Source organism: Ottowia pentelensis, from assembly GCF_964341695.1.
In genome coordinates this window covers 96,207-121,311 of the sequence record NZ_OZ224513.1, presented here as the reverse complement: position 1 = coordinate 121,311, position 25,105 = coordinate 96,207, and the positions used below count along the sequence as shown (strand labels likewise).

At 69.1% G+C, this 25,105-nt stretch carries 22 protein-coding genes; 15 read left to right on the top strand and 7 right to left on the bottom strand.

The genetic code is table 11. From position 1 onward, the window contains the following. Window positions 1–2 precede the first annotated feature (2 nt). The 5 genes from ACWHMB_RS00555 to ACWHMB_RS00535 all read left to right on the top strand — a co-directional run bounded on the left by ACWHMB_RS00555 (window position 3) and on the right by ACWHMB_RS00535 (window position 5,772). On the top strand, window positions 3–1,229 hold the full coding sequence (locus ACWHMB_RS00555; RefSeq protein ID WP_377483599.1) for a glycosyltransferase family 4 protein: 1,227 nt from the start codon (window positions 3–5) through the stop codon (window positions 1,227–1,229). Window positions 1,230–1,304: 75 nt separating this feature from the next. Further along, complete coding sequence (locus ACWHMB_RS00550) at window positions 1,305–2,468, top strand: DegT/DnrJ/EryC1/StrS family aminotransferase (RefSeq protein ID WP_377483597.1); 1,164 nt, start codon at window positions 1,305–1,307, stop codon at window positions 2,466–2,468. After that, window positions 2,465–3,223: a hypothetical protein gene (locus tag ACWHMB_RS00545; protein WP_377483594.1), complete on the top strand. Its 759-nt coding sequence runs from the start codon at window positions 2,465–2,467 to the stop codon at window positions 3,221–3,223. The genes ACWHMB_RS00550 and ACWHMB_RS00545 overlap by 4 nt, the downstream gene beginning before the upstream one ends. Then, window positions 3,220–3,807: a sugar transferase gene (locus ACWHMB_RS00540; protein WP_377483591.1), complete on the top strand. Its 588-nt coding sequence runs from the start codon at window positions 3,220–3,222 to the stop codon at window positions 3,805–3,807. Before ACWHMB_RS00545 ends, ACWHMB_RS00540 begins: the two co-directional genes overlap by 4 nt. A gap of 96 nt (window positions 3,808–3,903) precedes the next feature. Continuing rightward, window positions 3,904–5,772, top strand: a complete 1,869-nt coding sequence (locus ACWHMB_RS00535; RefSeq protein ID WP_377483589.1) for a polysaccharide biosynthesis protein — start codon at window positions 3,904–3,906, stop codon at window positions 5,770–5,772. Window positions 5,773–5,792: 20 nt separating this feature from the next. On the opposite strand, the gene ACWHMB_RS00530 is transcribed toward ACWHMB_RS00535, so the two are convergent. Beyond that, window positions 5,793–6,467 carry a MarC family protein gene (locus ACWHMB_RS00530; protein WP_293224566.1) on the bottom strand — a complete coding sequence of 225 codons (675 nt, stop codon included), beginning with the start codon at window positions 6,465–6,467 and terminating at the stop codon, window positions 5,793–5,795. A gap of 103 nt (window positions 6,468–6,570) precedes the next feature. Here ACWHMB_RS00530 and ACWHMB_RS00525 point away from each other — a divergent pair, with 103 nt between their 5' ends. Both ACWHMB_RS00525 and cutA read left to right on the top strand, forming a co-directional pair. Then, on the top strand, window positions 6,571–7,731 hold the full coding sequence (locus tag ACWHMB_RS00525) for an aminotransferase class V-fold PLP-dependent enzyme (protein ID WP_377483587.1): 1,161 nt from the start codon (window positions 6,571–6,573) through the stop codon (window positions 7,729–7,731). A gap of 2 nt (window positions 7,732–7,733) precedes the next feature. After that, window positions 7,734–8,090: a divalent-cation tolerance protein CutA gene (gene cutA / locus ACWHMB_RS00520; RefSeq protein WP_293224100.1), complete on the top strand. Its 357-nt coding sequence runs from the start codon at window positions 7,734–7,736 to the stop codon at window positions 8,088–8,090. Between the two features lie 50 nt (window positions 8,091–8,140). Here the strand turns inward: cutA and ACWHMB_RS00515 are convergent, their stop codons facing one another. From ACWHMB_RS00515 to ACWHMB_RS00500, 4 genes are all read right to left on the bottom strand, one after another. Then, a complete protein-coding gene (locus ACWHMB_RS00515; protein WP_377483585.1) occupies window positions 8,141–9,652 on the bottom strand; it encodes an FAD-linked oxidase C-terminal domain-containing protein in 1,512 nt (503 codons plus the stop codon). 282 nt (window positions 9,653–9,934) lie between these two features. Further along, window positions 9,935–10,360, bottom strand: a complete 426-nt coding sequence (locus tag ACWHMB_RS00510) for a barstar family protein (protein ID WP_293224104.1) — start codon at window positions 10,358–10,360, stop codon at window positions 9,935–9,937. A 74-nt stretch (window positions 10,361–10,434) separates the two neighbouring features. Next, window positions 10,435–10,842: a ribonuclease domain-containing protein gene (locus ACWHMB_RS00505; RefSeq protein WP_377483583.1), complete on the bottom strand. Its 408-nt coding sequence runs from the start codon at window positions 10,840–10,842 to the stop codon at window positions 10,435–10,437. Between the two features lie 164 nt (window positions 10,843–11,006). Next, window positions 11,007–13,313, bottom strand: coding sequence for an NADP-dependent malic enzyme (locus ACWHMB_RS00500; RefSeq protein ID WP_377483580.1), 2,307 nt, complete (start codon window positions 13,311–13,313; stop codon window positions 11,007–11,009). Between the two features lie 146 nt (window positions 13,314–13,459). On the opposite strand from ACWHMB_RS00500, the gene ACWHMB_RS00495 reads away from it, so the two are divergent. From ACWHMB_RS00495 to ACWHMB_RS00475, 5 genes are all read left to right on the top strand, one after another. Further along, window positions 13,460–14,503 (top strand): SPFH domain-containing protein, encoded by a 1,044-nt coding sequence (locus ACWHMB_RS00495; RefSeq protein WP_377483577.1) that lies wholly within the window; start codon window positions 13,460–13,462, stop codon window positions 14,501–14,503. A 64-nt stretch (window positions 14,504–14,567) separates the two neighbouring features. Continuing rightward, window positions 14,568–16,070: a DUF4178 domain-containing protein gene (locus ACWHMB_RS00490; RefSeq protein WP_377483574.1), complete on the top strand. Its 1,503-nt coding sequence runs from the start codon at window positions 14,568–14,570 to the stop codon at window positions 16,068–16,070. 27 nt (window positions 16,071–16,097) lie between these two features. Continuing rightward, window positions 16,098–16,316, top strand: a complete 219-nt coding sequence (locus ACWHMB_RS00485; protein WP_293226360.1) for a DUF350 domain-containing protein — start codon at window positions 16,098–16,100, stop codon at window positions 16,314–16,316. A gap of 168 nt (window positions 16,317–16,484) precedes the next feature. After that, on the top strand, window positions 16,485–18,038 hold the full coding sequence (locus ACWHMB_RS00480) for a polyamine aminopropyltransferase (RefSeq protein WP_377483572.1): 1,554 nt from the start codon (window positions 16,485–16,487) through the stop codon (window positions 18,036–18,038). Further along, entirely contained in the window at window positions 18,035–19,663 is a 1,629-nt protein-coding gene (locus ACWHMB_RS00475; protein ID WP_377483570.1) for an FAD-dependent oxidoreductase, read from the top strand. Before ACWHMB_RS00480 ends, ACWHMB_RS00475 begins: the two co-directional genes overlap by 4 nt. Before the next feature lie 331 nt (window positions 19,664–19,994). Here ACWHMB_RS00475 and ACWHMB_RS00470 read toward each other — a convergent pair whose 3' ends face one another. Beyond that, complete coding sequence (locus tag ACWHMB_RS00470; protein ID WP_377483692.1) at window positions 19,995–20,615, bottom strand: glutathione S-transferase N-terminal domain-containing protein; 621 nt, start codon at window positions 20,613–20,615, stop codon at window positions 19,995–19,997. A gap of 102 nt (window positions 20,616–20,717) precedes the next feature. Here ACWHMB_RS00470 and purB point away from each other — a divergent pair, with 102 nt between their 5' ends. Together purB and ACWHMB_RS00460 are read left to right on the top strand one after the other, a co-directional pair. Next, on the top strand, window positions 20,718–22,094 hold the full coding sequence (gene purB / locus ACWHMB_RS00465) for an adenylosuccinate lyase (protein ID WP_377483567.1): 1,377 nt from the start codon (window positions 20,718–20,720) through the stop codon (window positions 22,092–22,094). A gap of 190 nt (window positions 22,095–22,284) precedes the next feature. Further along, a complete protein-coding gene (locus tag ACWHMB_RS00460) occupies window positions 22,285–22,845 on the top strand; it encodes a YaeQ family protein (protein WP_377483564.1) in 561 nt (186 codons plus the stop codon). A 197-nt stretch (window positions 22,846–23,042) separates the two neighbouring features. Here ACWHMB_RS00460 and ACWHMB_RS00455 read toward each other — a convergent pair whose 3' ends face one another. After that, complete coding sequence (locus ACWHMB_RS00455; protein WP_377542571.1) at window positions 23,043–24,341, bottom strand: integrase; 1,299 nt, start codon at window positions 24,339–24,341, stop codon at window positions 23,043–23,045. A gap of 145 nt (window positions 24,342–24,486) precedes the next feature. On the opposite strand from ACWHMB_RS00455, the gene ACWHMB_RS00450 reads away from it, so the two are divergent. Further along, window positions 24,487–25,062, top strand: coding sequence for a PEP-CTERM sorting domain-containing protein (locus tag ACWHMB_RS00450; RefSeq protein WP_447648406.1), 576 nt, complete (start codon window positions 24,487–24,489; stop codon window positions 25,060–25,062). The last annotated feature ends 43 nt before the right edge of the window (window positions 25,063–25,105 follow it).

The following is a 25,105-nucleotide window of genomic DNA, read 5'->3' as shown; positions in this document are numbered from 1 at the left end:
GCTTGAACATCTTGCTCATCAACCACTACGCCGGCTCGCCGCGCCATGGCATGGAGTTTCGGCCGTACTACCTGGCGCGCGAATGGACGCGCATGGGGCACCAGGTGCAGATCGTGGCGGGATCGTATTCGCACATCCGCGCGCAGCAACCGCAGATGCCGCCGGCGCGCCACCGCGACGAAATCATCGACGGCATCGGCTACCGCTGGTACGCCACGCCCGGCTACCGAGGCAACGGCGTCGGCCGGGTGCGCAGCATGCTCTCGTTTTTGTGGCATCTGAGGCGCGATGGCAGGCTACTGGCGGATGATTTCAGGCCCGACGTGGTGATTGCCTCCAGCACCTACCCGATGGACATCTGGCCCGCGCGGCGCATCGCCCGCAGGGCCGGGGCCAGGCTGGTGTACGAGGTGCATGACCTGTGGCCGCTCTCGCCGATGGAGCTGGGCGGCATGTCGCGCCGGCACCCCTTCATCGTGTGGGTGCAGATGGCCGAAGACCACGCCTATCGCCACGCGGACAAGGTGGTGTCGATGCTGCCCAGGGCGCTGGAGCACATGCGCTCGCGCGGCATGGCGGCCGATAAGTTCGTTTACGTGCCCAACGGCGTGGATGAGGCCGAATGGGCCGACCCCGCACCGCTGCCGCCCGAAGTCGCGCAGCAACTGGAACGGCTGAAGGTCAACCGCCTGCCCATCGTCGCCTATGTCGGCACCCACGGCCTGGCCAATGCGCTGGATGCGCTGCTGGACGCGGCGGCCATGCTCCAGGGCAAGGCGCAGGTTCTGCTGGTGGGGCCGGGGCCGGAGCGCGAGCGCCTGCTGGCGCGCGTGCGGCAGGAGGGCTTGGCCAATGTCACCATGTTGCCGTCTGTCCCCAAGCAGGCGGTGCCCAGTCTGCTGGCCGAGGTGGATATCGCGTACATCGGCTTGCTGCCACAACCGCTGTTCCGGTTTGGCGTCTCACCCAACAAGTTGATGGACTACATGATGGCTGCCAAGCCCGTGTTGTTTTCCGTGCGTGCCGGCAACGACCCCGTCGCGGAAGCGGGTTGCGGACTGACGGTGCCGCCCGACGATCCCCCCGCGATTGCCCGCGCGATCGATGCCTTGGCCGCACGCACGGTGGCCGAGCGGCAGGCGATGGGGCAGGCCGGGCGGGCGTATGTCTTGAAGAACCACACGTATCCGGTTCTGGCGCGGCGCTTTCTCGACGCCATGCGCGCGTGAGCCGGCGGACGTGGGCCTGCGACAATGCGCACCGTTTGCGTCTTGTCCAAATGTCAGACTCGCGTGTGTCCCGGCATGACTTCTGAAGCCCGTTCCTTTATCCCCTTCGCCCGCCCCGACATCACCGAGGCCGAGGTCGACGCCGTGGCGCGCGCGCTGCGCAGCGGATGGGTGACGACCGGGCCGGAGACCAAGGCCTTCGAGCAGGAATTCGCTGCGTATCTGGGGGGTGGTCTGCACGCCGTCGCCGTCAATTCGGCCACCGCCGGCCTGCACCTGGCGCTGGAGGCGATCGGCATCGGCCCCGGCGACGAGGTGATCGCGCCCACGCTGACCTTCACCGCCACGGTGGAAGTGGCGCGCTACCTGGGCGCCGATGCGCGGCTGGTCGACGTCGATCCGGTGACGCTCAACATCGACCCCGGCGCCATCGAGGGCGCCATTACATCGCGGTCCAAGGCCATCCTGCCCATGCACTACGGCGGCCTGTCCTGCGACATGGGCGCGATCTTCGCCATCGCTCGTCGCCACGGCCTGCAGGTGGTGGAGGACGCCGCGCACGCCTTGCCTGCGACACATCAGGGAGCGCTGGTCGGCCAATTGCCGAGCGCGGCGGCGGTGTTCAGCTTCTACGCCAACAAGACCATGACGGCGGGCGAAGGCGGCATGGTGGTCACGCGTGACGAGGCACTGGCCGCACGCATGAAGGTGATGCGCCTGCATGGCATCAGCCGCGATGCCTTCGATCGCTTCAGCAGCCGCACGCCAGCCTGGTACTACGAGATCGTCGCGCCCGGCTTCAAGTACAACCTGACCGATATCGCCGCCGCGCTGGGCCGGGTGCAGTTGCAGCGCCTGCCAGCCTTCGTGCAGCGCCGCAGGCAAATGGCGGCGCGCTACCTGCGCGAGTTGAAAGGCCTGCCGCTCATCCTGCCGGCCGACGCGCCCGTGGGCGACACGCACGCCTGGCACCTGTTCGTGCTGCGCCTGTCGGATGCGGCGCGGGTGACGCGCGACGACGTGATCCAGCGCCTGTCGGACGCCGGCATCGGCACCAGCGTGCACTACGTGCCGCTGCACCGCCAGCCCTACTGGCGCGATCGCTACGGCCTGACGCCCGAGCAGTTTCCGCATGCCGAGCGGGCGTATCAGCGCATGTTCAGCATTCCGCTGTTCACCGCCATGAGCGACGAGGAGCAGGGCCGCGTGATCACGGCGCTGCGGGCGATCCTGGGATGAGTGCGGCGACCGAGCCGGCACGCCAACCCGCGTCGCCGCCTGACGCCGCGGCGGCGCTGGCTTGGGTCGACGCCCACCGCGCCTGTTTCGGCTGGAGCACCCGCGCCTGGGCGCGGCCGTGGCGCGACTTCGTGCAGGCGCACCACGGCCTGCACGTGGGCGAGGCGCTGGAACTGGGCGCCGGGCCGCGCTCCTCGCTCGCCCCACTGTTGCTGGGTTTGGCCGAGCGCGTGGAGTGCTCGGTGTACGACGGCGCTGACTTGCCCGCCGTGCAGGCGCTGAATGCCGGCCTGCTGGATGCCGGGGCGCGTGCACGGCTGCGCTACAGCCAGCATGACCTGCGCGCGCTGGAAGGTCGCTGGGACCTGATCGCCATGAAGTCGGTGCTGGGCGGCGTTTTTCGGGTGCATGAGTCCGGGCTGGCCGACGTGCACGCCGCTCTGGCGCGCCTCATCGAGCGCAACCTCAAGCCCGGCGGCCTGCTGGTGACGCTGGACAACGGCCGCACCGCGCTGGCGCCGCTGCTGGCGCGGCGCGGCGCGCGGCGCAACGGCTGGCGCCTGTTCGGGCGCGCGGACTTGCCGCAGGCCGATGCGCACTACGGCTTCGGCGTGCTGGGCATGGGCTCGGCCGCCACGCGCTGGGGCGTCGTGGGCGCGCGCATCGACGACGGGCTGTACGGCGTCGATGTGCTGCTGACGCCGCTGGCGCGCCAGCATGCGGTGCATCTGAATGTGTATTGCAGAGCGCCATGAGCAAGCGCCTGCTGGATCTGCTCGTGACGCTGCTGCTGTTGCCCGTGGCGCTGCCTCTGATGGTGGCGATCGCGCTGTGGGTGCGGCTGGATTCGCCCGGCCCGGCGCTGTTTCGCCAGCCGCGCGTGGGGCGCGGCGGGCGGCTGTTTCGCATCCACAAGTTCCGCACCATGTGCGCGGCCGGTGGCGGTCCGCAGATCACCGCGCGGGGCGACGCGCGCATTACGCGCGCCGGGCGCTGGCTGCGCGCCACCAAGCTGGACGAGTTGCCGCAACTGATCGACGTGTTGAAGGGCGACATGAGCCTGGTCGGCCCGCGCCCGGAGGTGCCGCGTTACATGGCACTGTACCCCGAGGACGCGCGCCGCCTGATCCTGTCGGTGCGGCCGGGCATCACCGACCGCGCGGCGATCGAGTTTCGCGACGAAGAGCGCCTGCTGGCCGAAAGCCACGACCCCGAGCGCACCTACGTCGAGTGCATCATGCCGATCAAGCAGCGCCACTACCTGACCTACGTGGCGCAGCACAGTGTGGCCGGCGACCTGCGCATCCTGCTCGATACACTGCGCGCCATGTTCGGATGACCTCAGATCTGGATCAAACGAGCCGTACCCCGGAATGCTTCAACCGATGTTAGCCATCAAAAACAAGGTCACGGGACGTCTGGAGAGGAACCGCGCATGACAAGGGCCGGCGCCGTATCGCTGAGCACCCTGCGCCGCGACGCGACCAGCAAGAGCTGGCTGGTCGACCTGCCGCTGATCGTGCTGGCCTGGTGGCTGGCGTTCTGGCTGCGCTTCAACCTGGGCCTGCCCTGGCCCTATTTCGATCACGCGCTGCTGACCACGCCCATTGCGCTGCTCTGCATGGCGCTTGGCCTGGCGCTGGCGCGCGTGCCGCGCCAGTCGTGGCGCTACGTCAGCTTGGCCGATTTGCGCCTGCTGGCGGTGGGCGTGGCGCTGGGCGCGCTGTTGACCACGGCGGTGGTGATGGGTCTGCGCATCGATGGTTTTCCGCGCTCGGTGTTCGCCATCAGCGCCGTGCTGACGCTGGTGCTGCTGGCCGGAGCGCGGGCCAGCTGGCGCACGCTGATCGAGCGTGAACGTGAACGCACGCACGGCCACCCCGGCCAGCAACGGCAGCCGCTGCTGGTGGTCGGCACGCTGGACGAAGCCGATCACGCGCTGCGCGCGCTCAAGGGTGCCGATGGCTGGCAGGTGGCCGGCATCGTCTCGCCGCTGGCCGCCGACCACGGGCGCACCGTGCAGGGCGTGCGCGTGCTGGGCGACGTGCCGGCACTGGCCGACATCGCCGCCACGCTGCAGGCCCGCACGGTGCTGCTGGCCAGCGCGCCGGGTGCACCGCTGCGGCGCGAGGCGCTGCTGCGCTGGTCGGGCGCGGGCCTGAACCTGCTGACCTTGCCCACGGCCGACGACTGGCTGCGCCCGGGCGCCACGCCCAGCCCGCGCCAGGTGCGGCTGGAGGACCTGCTGGGCCGCACGCCGGTGCAGCTCGACACCGCGGGCCTGACGGCGTTGTTCGGCGGCCAGACCGTGCTGGTCACCGGTGCGGGCGGCTCGATCGGAGCCGAGCTGTGCCGCCAGGTGGCGCGCCTGGGTGCCGCGCGCCTGGTCTGCGTCGACGTTTCCGAGTTCGCCACCTACCGGCTGGAGCAGGAGCTGCGCCGCGACCACCCGGCGCTGGAAGGCGTCTATTGCACCGCCAACGTGCGCGAGGTCGAGCGTCTGCTGGCCATCGCTCGCGCGCATCCGCCCGGCGTGGTGCTGCACGCCGCCGCCTACAAGCACGTGCCCTTGATGGAGCAGGGCAACGAGATCGAGGCGCTGCGCACCAACGTGCTGGGCACGCTCAACGCCGCGCGCGTGGCGGGCGCGGTGGGCGCGGCGCGCTTCGTGCTGGTGTCCACCGACAAGGCCGTCAACCCGACCAGCGTGATGGGCGCCAGCAAGCGCCTGGCTGAACAGGTGGTGCAGGCCGTGGCGCGGCAATTCCCGGCGACGCAGTATGTTTCGGTGCGCTTCGGCAACGTGCTGGGCTCCAGCGGCTCGGTGGTGCCGCTGTTCACGGCCCAGATCGAGATGGGCGGGCCGGTGACGGTGACGCACCCCGACATCGTGCGCTATTTCATGACCATCCCCGAGGCCGCGCAGCTGGTGCTGCAGGCGGGGCTGATGGGCCGGTCGGGCCAGATCTTCGTGCTCGACATGGGCGAGCCGATGAAGATCGTCGAGCTGGCCCGCCTGCTGATCCGCCTGTCGGGCAAGAGCGAGGCCGAGGTGCCGATCGCCTTCACCGGCCTGCGTCCGGGCGAGAAGCTTTACGAGGAACTGCTGGCCGATGACGAGACCACCGAGGCCACGCCGCACCCCAAGCTGCGCGTGGCCAAGGTCGCGCCGCCCGCGGGCGACGTGGCCGCGCTGGCCGAGTCCTGGCTGGCCGCCGCCGGTGCCGCGCCGACGGCTGATGCGGTCCGCGCTTGGCTGGTCGGCCAGGTGCCGGAATACCGGCCCCATCCAGTCCGCTTTTGAGCGCCCGCCGGCGCCCCACCTCACACGCTGCGCAGCAGCGCGCTCACGCCGTCCCACAGAATCTGCACGCCGATGCTCAGCAGGATGAAGGCCATCAGGCGCATGAACACGATCTGCCCGATCTCGCCCAGCGGGCGCAGCAGGCGGCCGGCGTAGCGGTAGGTCAGCGCCACCAGAACGCCGATCAGCACCATGCCCAGCACGGCGCCTGAAAAAGTCACCAGCGACTCGGTGACGCGCGGCGTGTGCAGGCTGGCGCCCACGGTGATGGCCACCGCGATCGAGCCGGGGCCGCAGGTGAGCGGAAAGGTGAGCGGGTAGAAGGCGCGGATACGCACATTGCTTTCGGTCACCGCCTGCGCCATCTGGTCGGCATCGCCGTCGGCGGCCTGCTGGGCGTTCAGCATGCGCCAGGCCATCGAGGCCACCACCAGCCCGCCGGCCACGCGCACGATGGGCAGCGAGACGCCGAAAAAATCCAGCACGTAGGAGCCCACCAGCGTGGCGCCGGTCAGCAGCACCGCCACGTTGCGGCCGATGCGCCGCGCCAGGTCGGCGCGGATGGCGTCGTGCACGCCGTGCGTCAGCGTGGTGAACAGGGGCGCCGTGGCCAGCGGGTTGATGATGGGCAGCACGGTGGCCACGGCAAACAGCAGGCTCTTGCCAAAGGTCGCGAGCAGGAGCGGGATTTCCATGGCCGCCAATGGTAGCGGGCGGCTGCGTGATAAGCTGAATCGTTGCCCCCGGCGGGGCCTGTTCCTCGCATGGACGGGCCCAAGCCTTCTTCGGAGTTTGCCCATGCCTTCCCTGCTGCCCCACATCGACCCCGACGGCCTGCTCGAGTTCTCGGTGGTCTACACCGACCGCGCGCTCAACCACATGTCCCGGCGCTTTCAGGGCGTGATGACCGACATCGACGCCATGCTCAAAGAGGTGTATGGCGCCGATGCCACGGCGCTGATCCCCGGCAGTGGCACCTTCGGCATGGAGGCGGTGGCGCGGCAGTTCGCCGGCGGGCAGCAGGTGCTGATCGTGCGCAACGGCTATTTCAGCTACCGCTGGAGCCAGATCCTGGAGGCCGGCGGCATCACCACGGGCGATCGCATCACGGTGCTCAAGGCGCGCCGCACGGGCGAGGGCAGCCAGGCGCCCTGGGCGCCGGCGCCGATCGACGAGGTGCTGGCCGCCATTGCGCGCGACAAGCCCGGCGTGGTCTTCGTGCCGCACGTGGAGACGGCCAGCGGCATCCTGATGCCCGACGAGCAACTCCAGCGCATCGGCGCGGCGGTGCACGCGGTGGGCGGCCTGTTCGTGCTGGACTGCGTGGCCTCGGGCGCGGTGTGGGTGGACATGCGCGCGCTGGGGGTGGACGCGCTCATCAGCGCGCCGCAAAAGGGCTGGAGCAGCTCGCCGGCCTGCGCCATGATCGGCCTGTCGGCGCGCGCGGTGAAGGCACTGGAGAGCACCACCAGCAGCAGCTTCTCGATGGATTTGAAGAAGTGGCGCCAGATCATGCAGTCCTACGAGACCGGCAGCCACGCCTACCACGCCACCATGCCCACCATGGCGCTGATCGACCTGCGCGACACCATGCGCGAGACCCGCGAGCGCGGCTTTGCCACCGTGCGCGCGCAGCAGTTCGAGCTGGGGCGCCAGGTGCGCCAGCTGCTGGCCCAGCGAGGCTTTCCCAGCGTCGCCGCCCAAGGCTTCGAGGCGCCGGGCGTGGTGGTCAGCTACACCACCGACCCCGAGGTGCAGAACGTCAAGAAGTTCATCGCCCAGGGCGTGCAGGCCGCCGCCGGCGTGCCGCTGATGTGCGACGAGCCCAAGGACTTTTCCACCTTCCGCCTGGGCCTGTTCGGGCTGGACAAGTGGGCGCATGTGGAGCGCAGCGTGGGCCAGCTGGCGGCGGCGCTGGACCGCATGGGCTATCCGGCGCGCGCCAACGCGCCCGCTTGAGCATGCCCGCACCGCTGCCTTGGCTGGTGGTCACCACCGTCGGCTCGCGCGAGGAGGCCCAGGCGCTGGCGCGCGCCATCGTGCATCTGCAGCTGGCCGCCTGCGTGCAGATCGAGCCGATCGAGAGCATTTACCGCTGGCGCGGCGAGGTGTTCGAGGACGGCGAGTTTCGCCTGCTGTTCAAGACCATCGCCAGCCAGTACGCGCAGCTGGAGGCGGCGATCCGCGCGCGCCACCCGTACGAGCTGCCGGCCATCCACGCCATCGCCACCACGGCGGCCGACCCGGTGTACGCGGCCTGGGTGGCCGAGAACTCGGGTGGCACGGGTGATCGCGTGCCGATTGGCGGAATACTATAAAAATAATAGCTATTGGCGCTTGATGGACGGGCGCTGCAGCCATAAAAAGCTTAAAATCGCTCCAGCTCCGGAAACGGCAGCCGCCCGCCGCGCACCACCGGCTTGCCGTACTCGGCGCAGCGCGCCAGGGTCGGGATCAGCTTGCCGGGGTTGAGCCCCTCGGCGGGGTCGAACGCATGCTTGAGCGCCAGCATCTGCGCGTTCTCGGCGGCGGTGAACTGCACGCACATCGAGTTGAGCTTTTCCACCCCCACGCCGTGCTCGCCGGTGATGGTGCCGCCCATGGCCACGCTGGTCTCCAGGATGTCGGCGCCGAAGCGCTCGCAGCGCTCCAGCTGGTCGGGGTCGTTGGCGTCGAACAGGATCAGCGGATGCAGGTTGCCGTCGCCGGCGTGAAACACGTTGCAGCAGCGCAGGCCGTACTTGTGCTCCATCTGGGCAATGGCCTCCAGGATGTCGGCCAGGCGCCGGCGCGGAATGGTCGAGTCCATGCACATGTAGTCGGGGCTGATGCGCCCCGACGCCGGAAAGGCGTTCTTGCGTCCGCTCCAGAACTTCAGGCGCTCGGCCTCGGAGCCGCTCACTGCAATTTTGGTAGCGCCTGCCGCAAGCAGGACGCCGGACATGCGCTCGATTTCTTCGGCCACTTCTTCCGGCGTGCCATCGCTCTCGCACAGCAGGATGGCCGCCGCGTCCAGGTCGTAGCCGGCATGCACGAAGCCTTCGACCGCGCGCGTCATCGGCCCGTCCATCATCTCCAGCCCGGCCGGGATGATGCCGGCGGCGATGACCGACGCCACCGCCGCGCCGGCCGCGCGCACGTCGGCAAAGCTGGCCATGATGCAGCGCGCGAGCAGCGGCTTGGGCAGCAGCCGCACCGTGACTTCGGTGGTCACGGCCAGCATGCCCTCGCTGCCGACGACCAGGGCCAGCAGGTCGTAGCCGGGCGCGTCCAGGGCCGCGCCGCCGAACTCGACCGGCTCGCCTTCCACGCTGAAGCCCTTGACCGCCAGCACGTTGTGCAGCGTCAGGCCGTACTTCAGGCAGTGCACGCCGCCCGAGTTCTCGGCCACGTTGCCGCCGATGGTGCAGGCGATCTGGCTCGACGGGTCGGGCGCGTAGTACAGGCCGTGCGGCGCCGCCGCCTCGCTGATGGCCAGGTTGCGCACGCCGCACTGCACGCGCGCGGTGCGCGCCAGCGGATCGATCGCCAGGATGCGGTTGAAGCGCGCCAGCGACAGCGTCACGCCCCGCTCGTGCGGCAGCGCGCCGCCCGACAGGCCGGTGCCCGCCCCGCGCGCCACCACCGGCACGCCCAGCGCATGGCAGGTCTGCAGCACGGCGCGCACCTGCGCCTCGGTCTCGGGCAGGGCCACGGCCATGGGGCGCTGGCGGTAGGCGGTCAGGCCGTCGCACTCGTAGGGCGTGGTCTGCTCGTCGGTCCACAGCAGCGCGGCGGGCGGCAGCACGGCCTGCAGCGCCTGCACCACCTGGGCTTGCCGCTGGGCAAGCGAAGGCGCGGGCGTCGCGTCGGCGGCGGGAGAGGGCTGGAGGTCTGGCATGGAAAGCGGGCGGGGAAAAGGCGGTGCCGACACTATATCGGCCGGTGCCGCCGGCGGGCGCAAAAAAGCCCGCTGGAGGGCGGGCTTGGATGGGCGCGCGCGGACGTCAGGCCGCGCTCAGCCAGTAGCCGGCATTGAAGGGGCTGCTCATGCGCAGCGCCAGCGGCGAGATGTCGACCAGCTTGTCGGTCGGCATCTTCTCGGTGGCCTCGGCGGCGGCGTCGCCTGCCTCGGCTTGGGCCTCGTTGGCCCGTTCTGCTTGGCCAGCTGGTGCAGAACGGGCTACCGAAAAGAATAGAAGCACCGGAAGGGTATCTTGCGATCCCCCCAGTAGTCGGCGGCGTCGCGGAAGATGTCCAGCAACTGCTCGCGCGCTTCCTTGTCGAACTTGGCCGTGGCCGGGATGTGCTCCAGCACCACGATGAAGCCCGGCTGCGCGCCCGCCTTGTGCAGCGGGTCGGTCATGCAGTCGTACAGGGCGTCGAAGTTCTTGCCGAAGTGCGCCGGCAGGTTGAACTGCGCGGCGATCAGGTCCAGCACGTCCTGCTTGGTCTGCGCCTGCGCCAGGTTGGCGTACAAAAAGTGCTGGCCCAGCGCGGTGGCCGCGTCCTGCAGGTCGCTGGCGTGAAACGCGCGAATCGACTGCACGATGTTGGTGCGCACGTTCTTGAGGGGCGTGTCCCCCGGTTGACGAAGTGGCTGATCCATCTCCGCTGCTCTTTCTGAAGTCAATGACCGATCCGGGACAGCCAGCTGCACCGGTTGAAACTGCTCTTGCGCCTTCATGGCTCGACGATCCTCTTGAAGCTCGAATAATGGTCGCTCGTGTACCAGCACGCGTCGGGTTCGGTGCGCTGCACGCCGCCGCAGACGATGCGACGGGCGCCGCGATTGCGCGCGCCGGGGGTCTCGACGGTGTATTCACGGTAGTAGCCGCGCCGCTTGGGGGGCAGCAGGCGTTCGCGATTGCCGAACACCACGCCGTCCTTGTCGTGCGCGAACGGCCCGCCCTGGTGAATCAGGACGTACGTTTGCTGCCCCTGTCGGGGCAGCTGGGCCACCCCGATGGTGGTTTCCGCGCTCCTCAGGTCGCTGCGCGCCAGTGCCACATCGACGCCGGCCCCAAGGCCTGCACACAGCGACACGGCTACCAGCGATCGGGCAACAAGCGATGCCGCTGTCCGCAACATGAAAAACACCTCTCCAAAACCTCCGGGTAAACCCGAAAATCTCAAGCCGATAGTGTGCCGCAGCGGGCGCGAAAAATCAAGCACTTGGCCATGGGCCCGGTGCCGGTTCAAGGCCTCGATAGGTCAAATTAGTGAGCGCACACTAATTTGATTGGCCTTTCAATTCAATCGTTTGCGTCCACCACGGCCAGGGCCGTCAGGTTGACGATGCGGCGCACGGTGGCGCTGGCCGTGAGAATGTGCACGGGTTTGGCCGCGCCCAGCAGCACCGGGCCGATGGCGATGTTGCCGCCGGCGGCGGTTTTCAGCAGGTTGTAGGCGATGTTGGCGGCGTCGATGCCGGGAAACACCAGCAGGTTGGCGTCGCCCTGCAGCAGGCCGCGCGGCATCAGCGCCTGGCGGCCGGCGCCGTCCAGCGCCAGGTCGCCGTGCATCTCGCCGTCCACCTCCAGCCAGGGCGCCTGCTCGCGCAGCAGCGCCAGGGTGCGGCGCATCTTGAGCGCGCTGGGCTGCTCGCTGGTGCCGAAGTTGGAGTGCGACAGCAGGGCGGCCTTGGGCGTGATGCCGAAGCGCAGCATCTCGGTGGCGGCCATGGCGGTGATCTGCGCCAGCTCCTCGGCGCTGGGGTCGTAGTTGACGTGGGTGTCCACCAAAAACAGCTGGCGGCTGGGCAGCAGCAGGCCGTTCATGCAGGCGTAGACGGGCGCGCCCGGGCGCCGGCCGATCACCTGGTCGATGTAGTGCAGGTGGTTGGCGGTGGTGCCCCAGGTGCCGCAGATCAGGGCGTCGACCTCGCCCTTGTGCAGCATCATGGAGCCGATCAGGGTCAGGCGCCGGCGCATCTCGATCTTGGCCACCTGCACGGTGATGCCCTTGCGCTCGGTCATGCGGTGATAGGTCTGCCAGAAGTCGCGGTAGCGGTGGTCGTAGTCGGTGTTGACCACGTCGTAGTCCTCGCCCTGCTGCAGTCGCAGGCCGAACTTCTCGACGCGCTGGGCGATGATGGCCGGCCGCCCGATCAGCGTCGGCCGCGCCACGCCCTCGTCGACCACGATCTGCGCGGCGCGCAGCACGCGCTCTTCCTCGCCCTCGGCGAAGGCCACGCGCTTCTTGGCCGCCAGCCGCGCGGCGTCGAAGATCGGGCGCATGGTGGTGCCCGAGGCGTAGACGAAGGTCAGCAGCTTCTGGCGATAGGCCTCCATGTCGGCGATGGGGCGCTGCGCCACGCCGCTGGCCGCCGCCGCCTCGGCCACGGCCGGGGCGATCTTCATCATCAGGCGCGGATCGAAGGGCTTGGGGATCAGGTATTCGGGCCCGAAGGCCAGCTTTTCACCCGCATAGGCGCGCGCCACCACCTCGCTTTGCTCGGCCTGCGCCAGCTCGGCGATGGCGTGCACGGCGGCCACTTCCATCTCGGTCGTGATGGTGGTGGCGCCGCAGTCCAGGGCGCCGCGGAAGATGTAGGGAAAGCACAGGACGTTGTTGACCTGGTTGGGGTAGTCGGTGCGGCCGGTGGCGATCAGCGCGTCGTCGCGCACCGCCTGCACGTCCTCCGGCATGATCTCGGGGTTGGGGTTGGCCAGCGCCAGGATCAGCGGGCGCGCGGCCATGCGCGCGGCCATCTCGGCCTTCAGCACGCCGCCGGCCGACAGGCCCAGGAAGATGTCGGCGCCGTCGATCACCTCGCTTAAGGTGCGCTGGTCGGTCTTTTGCGCATACACCGCCTTGTCCGGGTCCATCAGCTCGGTGCGGCCTTCGTAGACCAGGCCCTTGATGTCGGTCACCCACACGTTCTCGCGCCGCACGCCCAGCTTGACCAGCAGGCCCGTGCAGGCCAGCGCCGCCGCCCCGGCGCCCGAGACGACCAGCTTGACCTGATCGATCTTCTTGCCCACCACTTTCAGGCCGTTGACCACCGCCGCACCCACCACGATGGCGGTGCCGTGCTGGTCGTCGTGAAAGACGGGGATCTTCAGGCGCGCGCGCAGCTTGCGCTCGACGATGAAGCACTCGGGCGCCTTGATGTCCTCCAGGTTGATGCCGCCGAAGGTCGGCTCCAGCGCGGCGATGATCTCCACCAGCTTGTCCGGGTCCTTCTCGTTGATCTCGATGTCGAACACGTCGATGCCCGAGAACTTCTTGAACAGCACCCCCTTGCCTTCCATCACCGGCTTGCCCGCCAGCGGCCCGATGTCGCCCAGGCCCAGCACGGCCGTGCCGTTGGTGATGACGCCCACCAGGTTGCCGCGCGCGGTGTACTTGAAGGCGGCGGCCGGGTCGCGCACGATTTCCTCGCAGGGCGCGGCCACGCCGGGGCTGTAGGCCAGCGACAGCTCGTAGCGGTTGCTGACGGTCTTGGTCGGCTGCACGGCGATCTTGCCGGGCACCGGGTGTTCGTGATAGTCGAGCGCGGCGCGGCGCAACTGGGCCTGCTTGTCGTCGCCGGCGGGTGGGGTGGGGGTGCTGCTCATGCCAAAAAGTCTCCTGGGTGCGTGCGCCGGGCCGGTTCAGCCGGCCCAACGGCGCCTGCACCGGCGATTGTAGGAAACGCCCCCTGTACGGGCCGTCGGGCGCCCCGTATCATCCGCCGACACCGACGGCACTGGAGGGCCCGAGCATGGCGCTGATGGATTTCATCAAGAAGCAGTTCATCGACATCCTGGAGTGGACGGAGGACGGCGACGGCACGCTGGCCTGGCGCTACCCCATGGCCGACCGGGAGATCCAGACCGGCGCCCAGCTGGTGGTGCGCGAGTCGCAGCTGGCGCTGTTCGTCAACGAAGGCCAGGTGGCCGACGTGTTCGGCCCCGGCACGCACAAGTTGACGACGCAGACGCTGCCGGTGCTGACCTACCTGAAGAACTGGGACAAGCTGTTTCAGTCGCCCTTCAAGAGCGACGTCTACTTCTTCAGCACGCGCCAGCAGGTGGACCAGAAGTGGGGCACGCCGCAGCCCATCACCATCCGCGACCCCGAATTCGGCGCCGTGCGCCTGCGCGCCTTCGGCAACTACGCCTGGCGCGTGGCCGACCCCAAGACCTTCTACACCGAGATCTCGGGCACGCGCGAGCAATACACCGTGGCCGACCTGGACGGCCAGCTGCGCGGCCTGATCGTGCAGAACATCGCCACCGGCATCGCGCAAAGCGGCATTCCGTTTCTGGATTTGGCGGCCAACCAGCAGGCCTTCGCGCAGGCGCTGGCCGGCGCGCTGACGCCGGCCATGGAAGGCTACGGCCTGAAGCTGGAGGCGATGACGGTGCAAAGCATCTCGCTGCCCGACGAGCTGCAGAAAATCCTCGACCAGAAGATCGGCATGGGCATGGTCGGCGGCGACATGGGCAAGTTCATGCAGTACCAGACCGCGCAGGCCATTCCCAAGATGGCCGAGGGCGTGGGCGGGGGCGGCGACGGCGGCCTGGCCGGCGCCGGACTGGGCATGGGCGCGGGCGTGGCCATGGGGCAAATCCTGGCGCAGAACATGCAGTCGGCGCTGCAGGGCGGCGCGCCCGCGGCGGCCGCCGGCGCGGCGCCGGTGGGCGTCAAGCCCGAGGACGTGATGGCCACGCTGGAGAAGCTGGGCGAGCTCAAGACCAAGGGCATCCTGACCGAGGACGAGTTCAACGCCAAGAAGGCCGAGTTGCTCAAGAAGTTGGTCTGATACTATAAAAATGATAGCTATCGGCTCTTGACCGACGGGCGCCAGAGGCATAAAACACTTAAAAATGGCCGCCGACGCCCCGCAGCGTCACTACCGCGCGCCCTGCCCCTCGTGCGGCGCGCCGGTCGAGTTTCGCAGCGCCGCCGCGCCCTACGCTGTGTGCGGTTACTGCCGCAGCACCGTGGTGCGCAGCGGCGAGCAGCTGAGGCGCATCGGCCGCATGGCCGAGCTGTTCGACGACCACAGCCCGCTGCAGCTCATGGCCAGCGGCCGCATCGCGCTGGACGGCAAGGACCAGCCCTTCACCCTGATCGGACGGCTGCAATACCAGAGCGAGGCCGGCGTCTGGGCCGAGTGGATCGCCGCGCTTCAGGATGGCCGCACCGCCACCCTGGGCGAGGACAACGGCGCCTACGTCTTCACCCAGCCCGACGCCGCCGCGCACCCGCCGGCCGGCCTGCCGCCCGATTTGCCGCGCCAGCCCGCCGGCGGCACGGTGACGCTGGACGGCCAGCCCTGGGTCGTCGCCTTCAGCGGCCGCGCCCAGCTGCTGGCCGCCGAGGGCGAGCTGCCCAAGCTGCCGGCGCTGGGCCAGCCCTTCGAGCTGGTCGAGCTGCGCAGCGAGGACGGCCAGGTGTTGTCCATCGACTACGGCCACGCGCCGCCGGCCATCGAGCGCGGCCGCGCCGTGCAACTGCAAGACCTGCAGCTGACGGGCCTGAAGGACGAATCCACGCGCGAGGACCAGGGCGGGCGCTCCTTCGCCTGCCCCCACTGCGGCGCGCCCGTCACGGTGCAATTGGACAGCAGCAAGAGCTGCACCTGCCCCAGCTGCCACAGCCTGATCGACTTGTCGGCCGGCATCGGCGGCGAGCTCAAGGCGGTCGAGCAATCCGTTCATTCCACGCCGCTGATCCCGCTGGGCGCCAGCGGTGAGTTGGAGGGCGTGCGCTGGCAGGTGGTGGGCTATCAAAGGCGCATCGGTCACGAGCCGGGCGACGACGAACGCTTTGCCTGGAGCGAATACCTGCTCTACCACCGCGAGCGCGGCTTCGCCTTCTTGGTCGACGCCGAGGACGGCTGGAGCCTGGTGCGCACCGCCACCGGCGCGCCCAAGATCGACAAGGACCACCGGCGCGCGCGCTACCTGGGCGCCACCTACACGCTGCAATCCAGCTACGAGGCCACCACCACCGAGGTGCTGGGCGAGTTTTACTGGCCCGTCCAGGCGGGGCAAAAAACCGACAACCGCGACTACATCAGCGGCAACAACCTGCTGTCCACCGAAAGCGGCGCCGGCGAAGTCACCACCTCCGTGGGCAGCAAGATCAGCGCGCAGACGGTGGCCGAAGCCTTCGGCCTGGCGACCGCCCAGGAGCAGTTCGAGCGCCAGGAGGTCGGCCCCTTCGTCGCCTCCAAGGGCGTGGGCTGCATGACGATCATCGTCATCATCATCTTCTTCATCGTCATCGCGTCCATCATGGACAGCTGCTCGGGCTCGTCCGGCTACAGCCGCAGCTCGGGCGGCTCCTTTGGCGGCTACTCCAGCGGCGGCAGCCACAAATGACCCTTTCCAACCCCGGAGAACCACCCCATGGAAACCGAATGGCTCAAACCCGCCGCCCTCGTCGGCTCGCTCGTCTACGCGCTGATCGGCGTGCTCATCTTCTGGGTGTGCTTCATCGTCATCGACAAGATCACGCCCTACGACCTGTGGCTGGAGATCGTCGAAAAGCACAACCGCGCGCTGGCGCTGATCGTGGCCGCGATGTGCCTGGGCATCAGCATCATCGTGGCCGCTGCAATCCATTGACCCACCCCCAGTCTCCACACGCTGCGCGTTGTTGCGCCTCCCCCTCGCAGGGGGCATCGCCAGTGACCGGGGAGACCCCGGTCACGGCGCTTGCTGGCACGGCCTGCTCCGCGGCCCTTGGGCTCTTGGGTTTTCATGCGCCGCAGGAGATGCCGTGCGCCGCACCCCATGAGCGCCCTGCCCTCCGCGATCGACGCGCCCGCGCGCGCCGCCCCGCGCCCCATCGCCGTGGCGCTGCTGGCCAGCGTGTTCGTCATTGCCGCCTGCGGGCTGCTGTACGAGCTGGCGGCCGGTGCGCTGGCCTCGTACCTGCTGGGCGACTCGGTGCTGCAGTTTTCCACCGTCATCGGCACCTACCTGTTCGCCATGGGCGTGGGCTCGTGGGCCTCGCGCCATTTCGAGCGCGAGCTGCCGGCGCACTTTTTGCGCATCGAGCTGCTGATCGCCCTCTTGGGCGGCGCGCTGCCGGCCGTGCTGTTCATCGCCAACGCCACCGTGCCGCAGGCGTTTCGGCCGCTGCTGTACGCCATGGTGCTGGCGGTGGGCACGCTGGTGGGGCTGGAGATTCCGCTGGTCATGCGCATCCTGCGGCGCGACGTGCAGCTCAAGGACCTGGTCAGCCAGGTGCTCACCTTCGACTACCTGGGCGCGCTGGCGGTGTCGCTGGCCTTTCCGCTGTGGCTGGTGCCGCGGCTGGGGCTGATCCGCACCGGCTTTCTGTTCGGCCTGATGAACGCGGCGGTGGCGCTGTGGGCGCTGTGGCTGTTTCGCCATGAGCTGCCGCGCCGGCGCGACTTTGCCGCCGCCAGCGTGCTGGTGCTGGCGCTGCTGGCCGCCGGCATGGCCGGCGCCGGGCGCATCACCACGCTGGCCGAGGAGCACTTCTATCAGGACCGCATTGCCTTTGCGCACAGCTCGCCCTACCAGCGCATCGTGGTGACGGCCGGCCACGCGGGCTTGCGGCTGTTCTTGAACGGCAACCTGCAGTTTGCCCAGCGCGACGAATACCGCTACCACGAGGCGCTGGTGCACCCGGCCATGGCCGCCTTCGGCGCGCCGCGCCGCGTGGCGGTGCTGGGCGGCGGCGACGGCATGGCGGTGCGCGAAATCCTCAAGTACCCCTCGGTCGAATCCGTCACCCTGGTCGAGCTGGACCCGGCCATGACGCGCCTGTTTCGCGACACGCCGCAGCTGGCGCGGCTCAACCGGCAGTCGCTGAGCAATCCCAAGGTGCACATCGTCAACACCGATGCCTTCCAGTGGCTGCAACACACCGAAGATGTTTTCGACGTGATCGTGGTGGACTTCCCCGACCCCACCAACTTCGCCATTGGCAAGCTCTACACCAGCAGCTTCTACGGCCTGCTGGACCGGCGCCTGGCGGCCGGCGGCTACGCAGTCGTCCAGACCACCTCGCCGCTGATCGCGCGCCGCAGCTTCTGGACCGTGGTGCAAACCATCGAGTCGGTGGGATTCAGCGCCACGCCCTACCACGCCCACGTGCCCAGCTTTGGCGAATGGGGCTTCGTCATCGCCAGCCGCCGGCCCTGGCACTGGCCCACGGCGCTGCCGGCGGGGCTGCGCTTTCTCGACTTGCCTTCGCTGCCGCTGCTGTTCGACTTTCCGCCCGACATGGCGCGCGTGCCGGCCGAGGTCAACCGCCTGTCCAACCAGGTGCTGGTGCACACCTACGAGCAGGAATGGGGGCAGGTGCATCCATGACCGCCTTGCGCCGCCGCGCGCTGCTGGCCTTTGGTGCGGGCGGCCTGCTGGCGGGCTGCGCACGGCCCGATGCCAGCGCCATCGAAGGCGGCTTTACCGGCATCGACCACGCGCGCGGCCACCGGCTGCGCGCGCCCTGGCCCACGCGCGCGCCCGACGTCACGCGCCGCGTGCACACGCTGATCGCCGGCGGCGGCATCGCCGGGCTGGCCGCCGCGCGCGCGCTGCGCCAGCGCGGGCACGAGGATTTCGTGCTGCTGGAGCTGGAGGACACGGCCGGTGGCAACAGCCGCGGCACGCACATCAAAGGCATCGCCTGCCCGCAGGGCGCGCACTACCTGCCGCTGCCGGGCGCGGACGCGCGCGCCGTGCAGGACTGGCTGGAAGAGCTGGGCCTGCGCCGGCGCGTGGCCGGCCGCTGGCGCTACGACGAGTTCACGCTGTGCCACAGCCCGCAGGAGCGCCTGTTCATCGACGGCCACTGGCAGCCCGGCCTGCTGCCGCTGCAGGGCGTGGGCGAGGCCACGCTGGCGCAACACCGCCGCTTCGCCGATCTGGTGCGCCAGGCCCGGCAGGCCGCGCACTACGCCATTCCGGTGCAAAAATCGGCTTTCACGCCCGTCCAGCTTGCGCAAGACGCTATCACTTTCGATGTGTGGCTGAATCAAAACGGCCTGAACGACCCGGCCCTGCGCTGGTATCTGGACTATGGCTGCCGCGACGACTACGGCGCCGGCCTGGGCGCCGTGTCGGCCTGGGCCGGCCTGCATTACTTCGCCAGTCGACACGGCTTCCAGGCCCCGGGCGAGGCGGCGGACGACGAGGGCGAGGACGCGGTGCTGACCTGGCCGCAGGGCAACGGCTGGCTGGCCGAGCGCCTGGCCGCGCCCCTGGGCGAGCGCCTGCAGGCCGCGCGCGTGGTCGGCCGCATCGCGCCCGGGCGCCACGGCGTGACGGTGGACGCCCTGCACGAGCCCAGCGGCCGGCTGGAGCGCTGGCAGGCGCGGCAGGTGGTGGTGGCGCTGCCGCTGTGGCTGGCCGCGCGCGTGCTCGATCCCGTGCCCGCCGCCCTGCGCGCGCGCGCCCAGGGCCTGCGCACCGCCCCCTGGCTGGTGGCCAACCTGCGCCTGCGCGCGCCGCTGCTAGACCGCCCCGGCGCCGCGCCCAGCTGGGACAACGTGCTGTACGGCGCGCCCGGCCTGGGCTATGTCGACGCCCGGCACCAAAGCCTGTCGCCCGTGCCCGGCCCCACGGTGCTGACGTACTACCGCGCGCTGGGCGATGTGTCGGACGGCCGCGCGCAGCTGCTGCGGCAGCCTTGGACGCACTGGCGCGACGCCATCCTGGCCGAACTGGGCGCCGCCCACCCCGACCTGATCGAGAAGACCGAGCGCATCGACATCGTGCGCTACGGCCACGCCATGGCGGTGCCGGTGTCGGGGGCGCTGGCGCAGGTGGCGCGCGCGCGTGCCGCCGCCCGTGCCGGCGCCGCTCGCACCGAGGTGGCGCCGCTCATCTTCGACGACGCGCCGCGCCTGGCTTTCGCCCACGCCGACTGGTCGGGCTATTCGATCTTCGAGGAGGCGTTTACCTTGGGCGACGCCGCCGGCGCGGCATTGGCCTGACAGCCCGCGGACAGGCGCCGCCGGTCGCCACACATTTTTTTACCGGGGCGTCATGACAGGCCCGGAACTTTGCCGTATCTTTGCCCCTCACATGGCTGCAACGAGTGAATGACTCCTCCCATTGCCTTGACGCTGCCGAGCCCCTTGGCTCCGCGCCGACTGAAAACCTGAAGCGCTTTTCCTCCTCCCTCCCTCCTCCTCCTTCGCTTCAGGCCGCCTCGGCAGCATTTTTATTCTGAGCGCGCCGCTTTCGCCCCCGGGCCAAGGCGGCGCGCTTGTTTTTGGCGCAGGACAAGGCGCGGCGCGGTGCCGCGCGTGCCAATTGGGGCCCTTATGCGGGTTGGGTGTCGACGAAGCTGGCGCGCTGCATCAGCCTATCGTCCAGCAGGCGCGCCAGGTTGGCGTGGCGCGCGCGCCAGTCCAGCTCGGCAAAGCGAAAGTCCAGGTAGCCCAGCGCGCAGCCGACGGCGATGTCGGCCAGCGTCATGTGCACGCCGGGGGCGCACCAGGGCTTGTCGGCCAGGCCGGCGCTCATGGCCGCCAGCGCGGCGTCCACCTTGCCCATCTGGCGCGCGATCCAGGCGGCGCTGCGCTCGCCCTCGGCGCGGCCGGGCCAGGTCTTTTCCAGCCGCGCCAGGATGGCGGCGTCCAGCAGGCCGTCGGCCAGCGCCTCCCAGGTCTTGACCTCGACGCGTTCGCGCCCCGGTGGCGGAATCAGCTTGCTGACGGGCGAGAGCGTTTCCAGGTAGTCCACGATCACGCGCGAGTCGAACACCGCGTCCTGCCCGTCCATCACCAGGCAGGGCACCTTGCCCAGCGGGTTGGCGGTGCCGATGGTGGTGTCGTCGGCCCAGACGTTTTCCTGCACGAACTGGTAGTCGAGCTTTTTCTCGGCCAAAACGACGCGCACCTTGCGCACGTAGGGGCTGGTGATGGCGCCGATCAAACGCATGGTCATGAAGGTCGGGTCAGGAAAGCCGGGGTGCCGGCGAGCGCCGCCATTTTAGGGGCTGCGCGGCGGGGCGCGCGACAGGGCGCTTTTACAATCGACGCCATGGATCTGACCGCGCTCACCGCTCTTTCGCCGCTCGATGGGCGTTACGCCGCCAAGCTGGATGCCCTGCGCCCGCACCTGAGCGAGCTGGGCTACATGCGCTACCGCGTGCAGGTCGAGCTGACCTGGTTCATCGCCCTGTCGGACGCCGGCTTTGCCGAGTTCCAGCCGCTCGGCGCCGCCGCGCGCGCGCATCTGCTGGGCCTGCTGCGCGACTTTTCCGAGGCCGACGGCGCGGCCATCAAGGCCATCGAAAAAACCACCAACCACGACGTCAAGGCCGTCGAGTACTGGATCAAGGGCCGCTTCGACGGTCAGCCCGAGCTGCAGGCCGCGGCCGAGTTCGTGCACTTCGCCTGCACCAGCGAGGACATCAACAACACCAGCCACGCGCTGCAGCTGCGCGCCGGACGCGCCGTGCTGCTGCAGGGCCTGGACGCGGTGATCGAGCGCCTGCGCGCGCTGGCGCACCAGCACGCCAGCGTGCCCATGCTTGCCCGCACGCACGGGCAGACCGCCAGCCCCACCACCGTGGGCAAGGAGCTGGCCAACGTGGCGGTGCGCCTGCAGGCGGCGCGCCAGCGCATCGCGCAGGTCCAGCTGCTGGCCAAGATGAACGGCGCCGTGGGCAACTACAACGCGCACGTGTCGGCCTGGCCCGACTTCGACTGGCAGGCCTTCGCGCGCCGCGTGGTGGAAAGCGCGGAGCCCGCCGGCCTGGGCCTGACGTTCCAGCCCTACAGCACGCAGATCGAGCCGCACGACACCATGGCCGAGCTGTTCGACGCCATCGCGCGCGCCGACACCGTGTGCATCGACCTGGCGCGCGACGTCTGGGGCTACATCAGCCTGGGCTACTTCAAGCAAAAGACCAAGGCGGGCGAGATCGGCAGCTCCACCATGCCGCACAAGGTCAACCCGATCGACTTCGAGAACGCCGAGGGCAACCTGGGCTTGGCCAACGCCCTGCTGCGCCACCTGGCCGAGAAGCTGCCCATCAGCCGCTGGCAGCGCGATTTGACCGACAGCACGGTGCTGCGCAACATGGGCGTGGCGCTGGGGCACGCCGTGCTGGCCTACCAGTCGCTGCTGGCCGGCCTGAACAAGCTGGAGCTGAACGAGGCCGCGCTGGCGGCCGACCTGGACGGCGCCTGGGAGGTGCTGGCCGAGCCCATCCAGACCGTGATGCGCCGCTTCGGCGTGCCCGGTGCCTACGAGAAGCTGAAGGAGGTCACGCGCGGCCAGCAGGTCACGCGCGAGGCGTTGCACGGGCTGATCCGCGCGCTGGACATTCCGCAGGCGGAGAAAGAGCGCCTGCTGGCGCTCACCCCCGCCCGCTATGTGGGGCAGGCGGCGGAGCTGGCGCGGCGGGTTTGACGCGCCGTCAGCCCTCACCCCAACCCTCTCCCAGAGGGAGAGGGAGTTAAAACCCCACCGGCCGATCGCCCTCGCCCCTTTGGGGAGAGGGAGGGGTGAGGGGCCAGCCCAAATCAACAAAACTCAGATCGAATTGACCGCCAGCGCTTGATGGAAAAGCGCTAAATGCTATCAAAAACAAAGCAACCTCATGGCCCTCAAGGCAACCATCTTCAAGGCCGACGTGGCGCTGGCCGACATCGACCACGGCCACTACGCCGACCTGCAGCTGACCCTGGCGCGCCACCCCAGCGAGACCGACGAGCGCATGATGGTCCGGCTGGCCGCGCTGGCGCTGAACGCCCACCAGGTGCAGGACCTGTGCGGCGGCGACGCGCGCATCGGCTTCGGCGCCGGCCTGTCCAGCCCCGACGAGCCCGACGTGCAGCTGCAGGACTTCACCGGCCGCACGCGCCTGTGGATCGAGGTCGGCCAGCCCGAGGACAAGCCGCTGGCCAAGGCCTGCAGCAAGGCCGACCAGGTCCTCGTCTACGCCTTCGGCCCGGCGGCCGAAGTGTGGTGGCGCGGCATCGAGGGCAAGCTGACGCGGCTGGACAAGCTGCAGGTCTGGCGCATTCCGGCCGTGGAGGCGCAAGCGCTGGCGCAACTGGCCGAGCGCAGCATGCAGCTGCAGGCCACGCTGCACGAGGGTGTGCTGACCCTGTCCAGCGCGCGCGGCAGCGTGGGGGTGGAGCCGCTGCGCTGGAAGTGACGGTGGGCGGCCGCCCCTGGGCACCCGGGTGCGCCCTTCAGAGTCACACACTCCGGAGGTTCATGCATCGGCCTCGTGCGCGCCGCTGAACCCGGGGCATGGGTCGTGGACGTGTTGCGCCCCTCCAGACTGCAACGACAAAATGAGTCTTTTCCAATTCAGGTATGAGCCTGAACGAGCCGGATTGAAGGTTGGGTTCAGGCCAAGCGTCTGGATCGTTTTTCAATTGTCGCAAACAGCGCCATGCGCGCTGCATTGAGCTGTTCAGCGGCCTGCAAGTCAGTCACTTGCACGGCCTGCTGTTGCAGCAGCTGGACAGTGATGCCGCGGCGCAACTGCTTGTCAATGTCCGGCAAGCTCGCGAGCTTCTCCAACGGCGTTTGCACCAGCTCGGGTGGGTAGGTCTTGCGAATTTTGCCCTTGGCATCCATCACCTGCTTGGCAAACAGGCAAGGGCGGTGCAGGTTGACGTAGGTGTTCAGATGCTCTTGGCAGAACGTGTTGATCAGGCCGGCAAAGCGCTGCGGAATATGGCTGTAGCCGAACGTCTTGCGCACCACGGCGGCGTTCTTGCTCTCGGCCAACGCGTTGTCATTGCTCTTGCGCGGGCGCGACTTGGTCTGCTCGGCCTGCAGCTTGCCCAGCAAGGCGGCCACCTGTCGATTGACGAACTCGCCGCCGTTGTCCGAATGAAAGCCGCGGATCGGAAACGGAAACTGAGCCATGAGCTGCTCCAACACCGGCAGCAAGAACGCCTCGCTGATGCGCTCGCAGCAAGCCACCACCTCCCACTGAGTGAGGATATCGACGGCATTGACGTAGTACACCCCCTTGATGCGATCGAGATCGCCCTGATGGACGCTGTCGATGCGAATGAAGCCCACTCGCCCGCCGGGGTCGGGCGCGCGTCGCTGGCCAATGGCATTGAGCACGGGCCGGGTTTTGGTCAAGGACACCCGGGCGGCTTTGTATGGGCCGCTCTTGCGCAGGTTGTACAGGTGCGAGGGCGACAGTTGCGCCAGGCGTTCAAAGCGCGCATCACCGTGCACATGCCAGGCGCGGCGCAGCAGGTGCACCGTCGCCGGCCCCGACAAGCAGCCATGGGCGCGATCAACGCTCACCAGCAGCGCCACATCGGCGGGGCTGTAGCGCCGGGCAAAGGCATGCGCTGGCACGCGGTAGCGCTTGGCCAGAGGCTGGCCTTCCAGCACGCGCGCCAGCAGCCGCGTCAGTTGCGCGCGCGAGTAGCCGCTGGTGCGCGCCAGATAGCGCAGCACGATGCCCTTGTCGGGCCTGGACAGACGCGTATAGCCCAAGCGGCGCACCACGCTGGCAATGTGCGCATAGCGCTCTTGATCATCGGCGAAGGCGCTGAAGCTGACCTCCAGCGTGCCTTCGAGAAACGCCTGCAATTGGGCAATGCTGCCCAGCCGGGATTCGTCCATGTCGATCACCATCTGAAAAATGATCGACCCAGATCGCCCATTCAGGCTCATATCTCGTTGGAATCTCGGCAACTCGTTCAGGCTCATACCTCGTTGGACAAGACTAAATGTTGCAACAATGGACGAATTGGTGCATGGTAGGCAGCGGCGACACTGCGGGTCGGCACGTTCCGGCCTTCGACTAGAGGAGGAAAGGATGGGAACTCATGCGTTGATGCGTGCGGCACGGCGTCTGCTGCCGCTGGCCTTGGGCGGCGTCGTGCTTGGCGCCTCGGGGGCCTTTCTCAATGCGCCGGTGCCGGCCAATGCCTACATCACCCAGGGGGGCCTGGACTGGGCTTGGGCGTCGCCGCTGCCGGCGGCCGTCGCTCCGCTCGACCTGAGCTACCAGTCCGCACAGGGCTGGCGCTTGCCGACGGCGGCCGAGCTGGCCAACGCGCCCTTGGCCACCGATTTCATGAAGGCGGGCGCCAACGTGCCGCTGGCCGGCACCGACCCCGTCAGTGGCGCATATTTTGCCGTCCCCAACGCCAACCTGACCGGGCCCGCGGCCTGTGCAACGCCGTACTTTTCTGCCAGCTATCACCACTGCGATTGGGCGGACGGCCTCGGGCAGCCGGGTGGGCTGTGGGCGCAGCCGGGAGATGTTGGTTTTCGAGACCAGTGGTCGTGCGCACATCTGGCGCCTCGTCGGCCATTGCGCCGGTGCCGACGCTGGGTGGGGGAGCGCTGGTTCTGCTCAGCCTCACCCTGCTTGGTGTCGGCTGGCTGAACCGGCCGCGCCAGCGCTGAAGGGGGCAAGCAGGGGCGCCGAT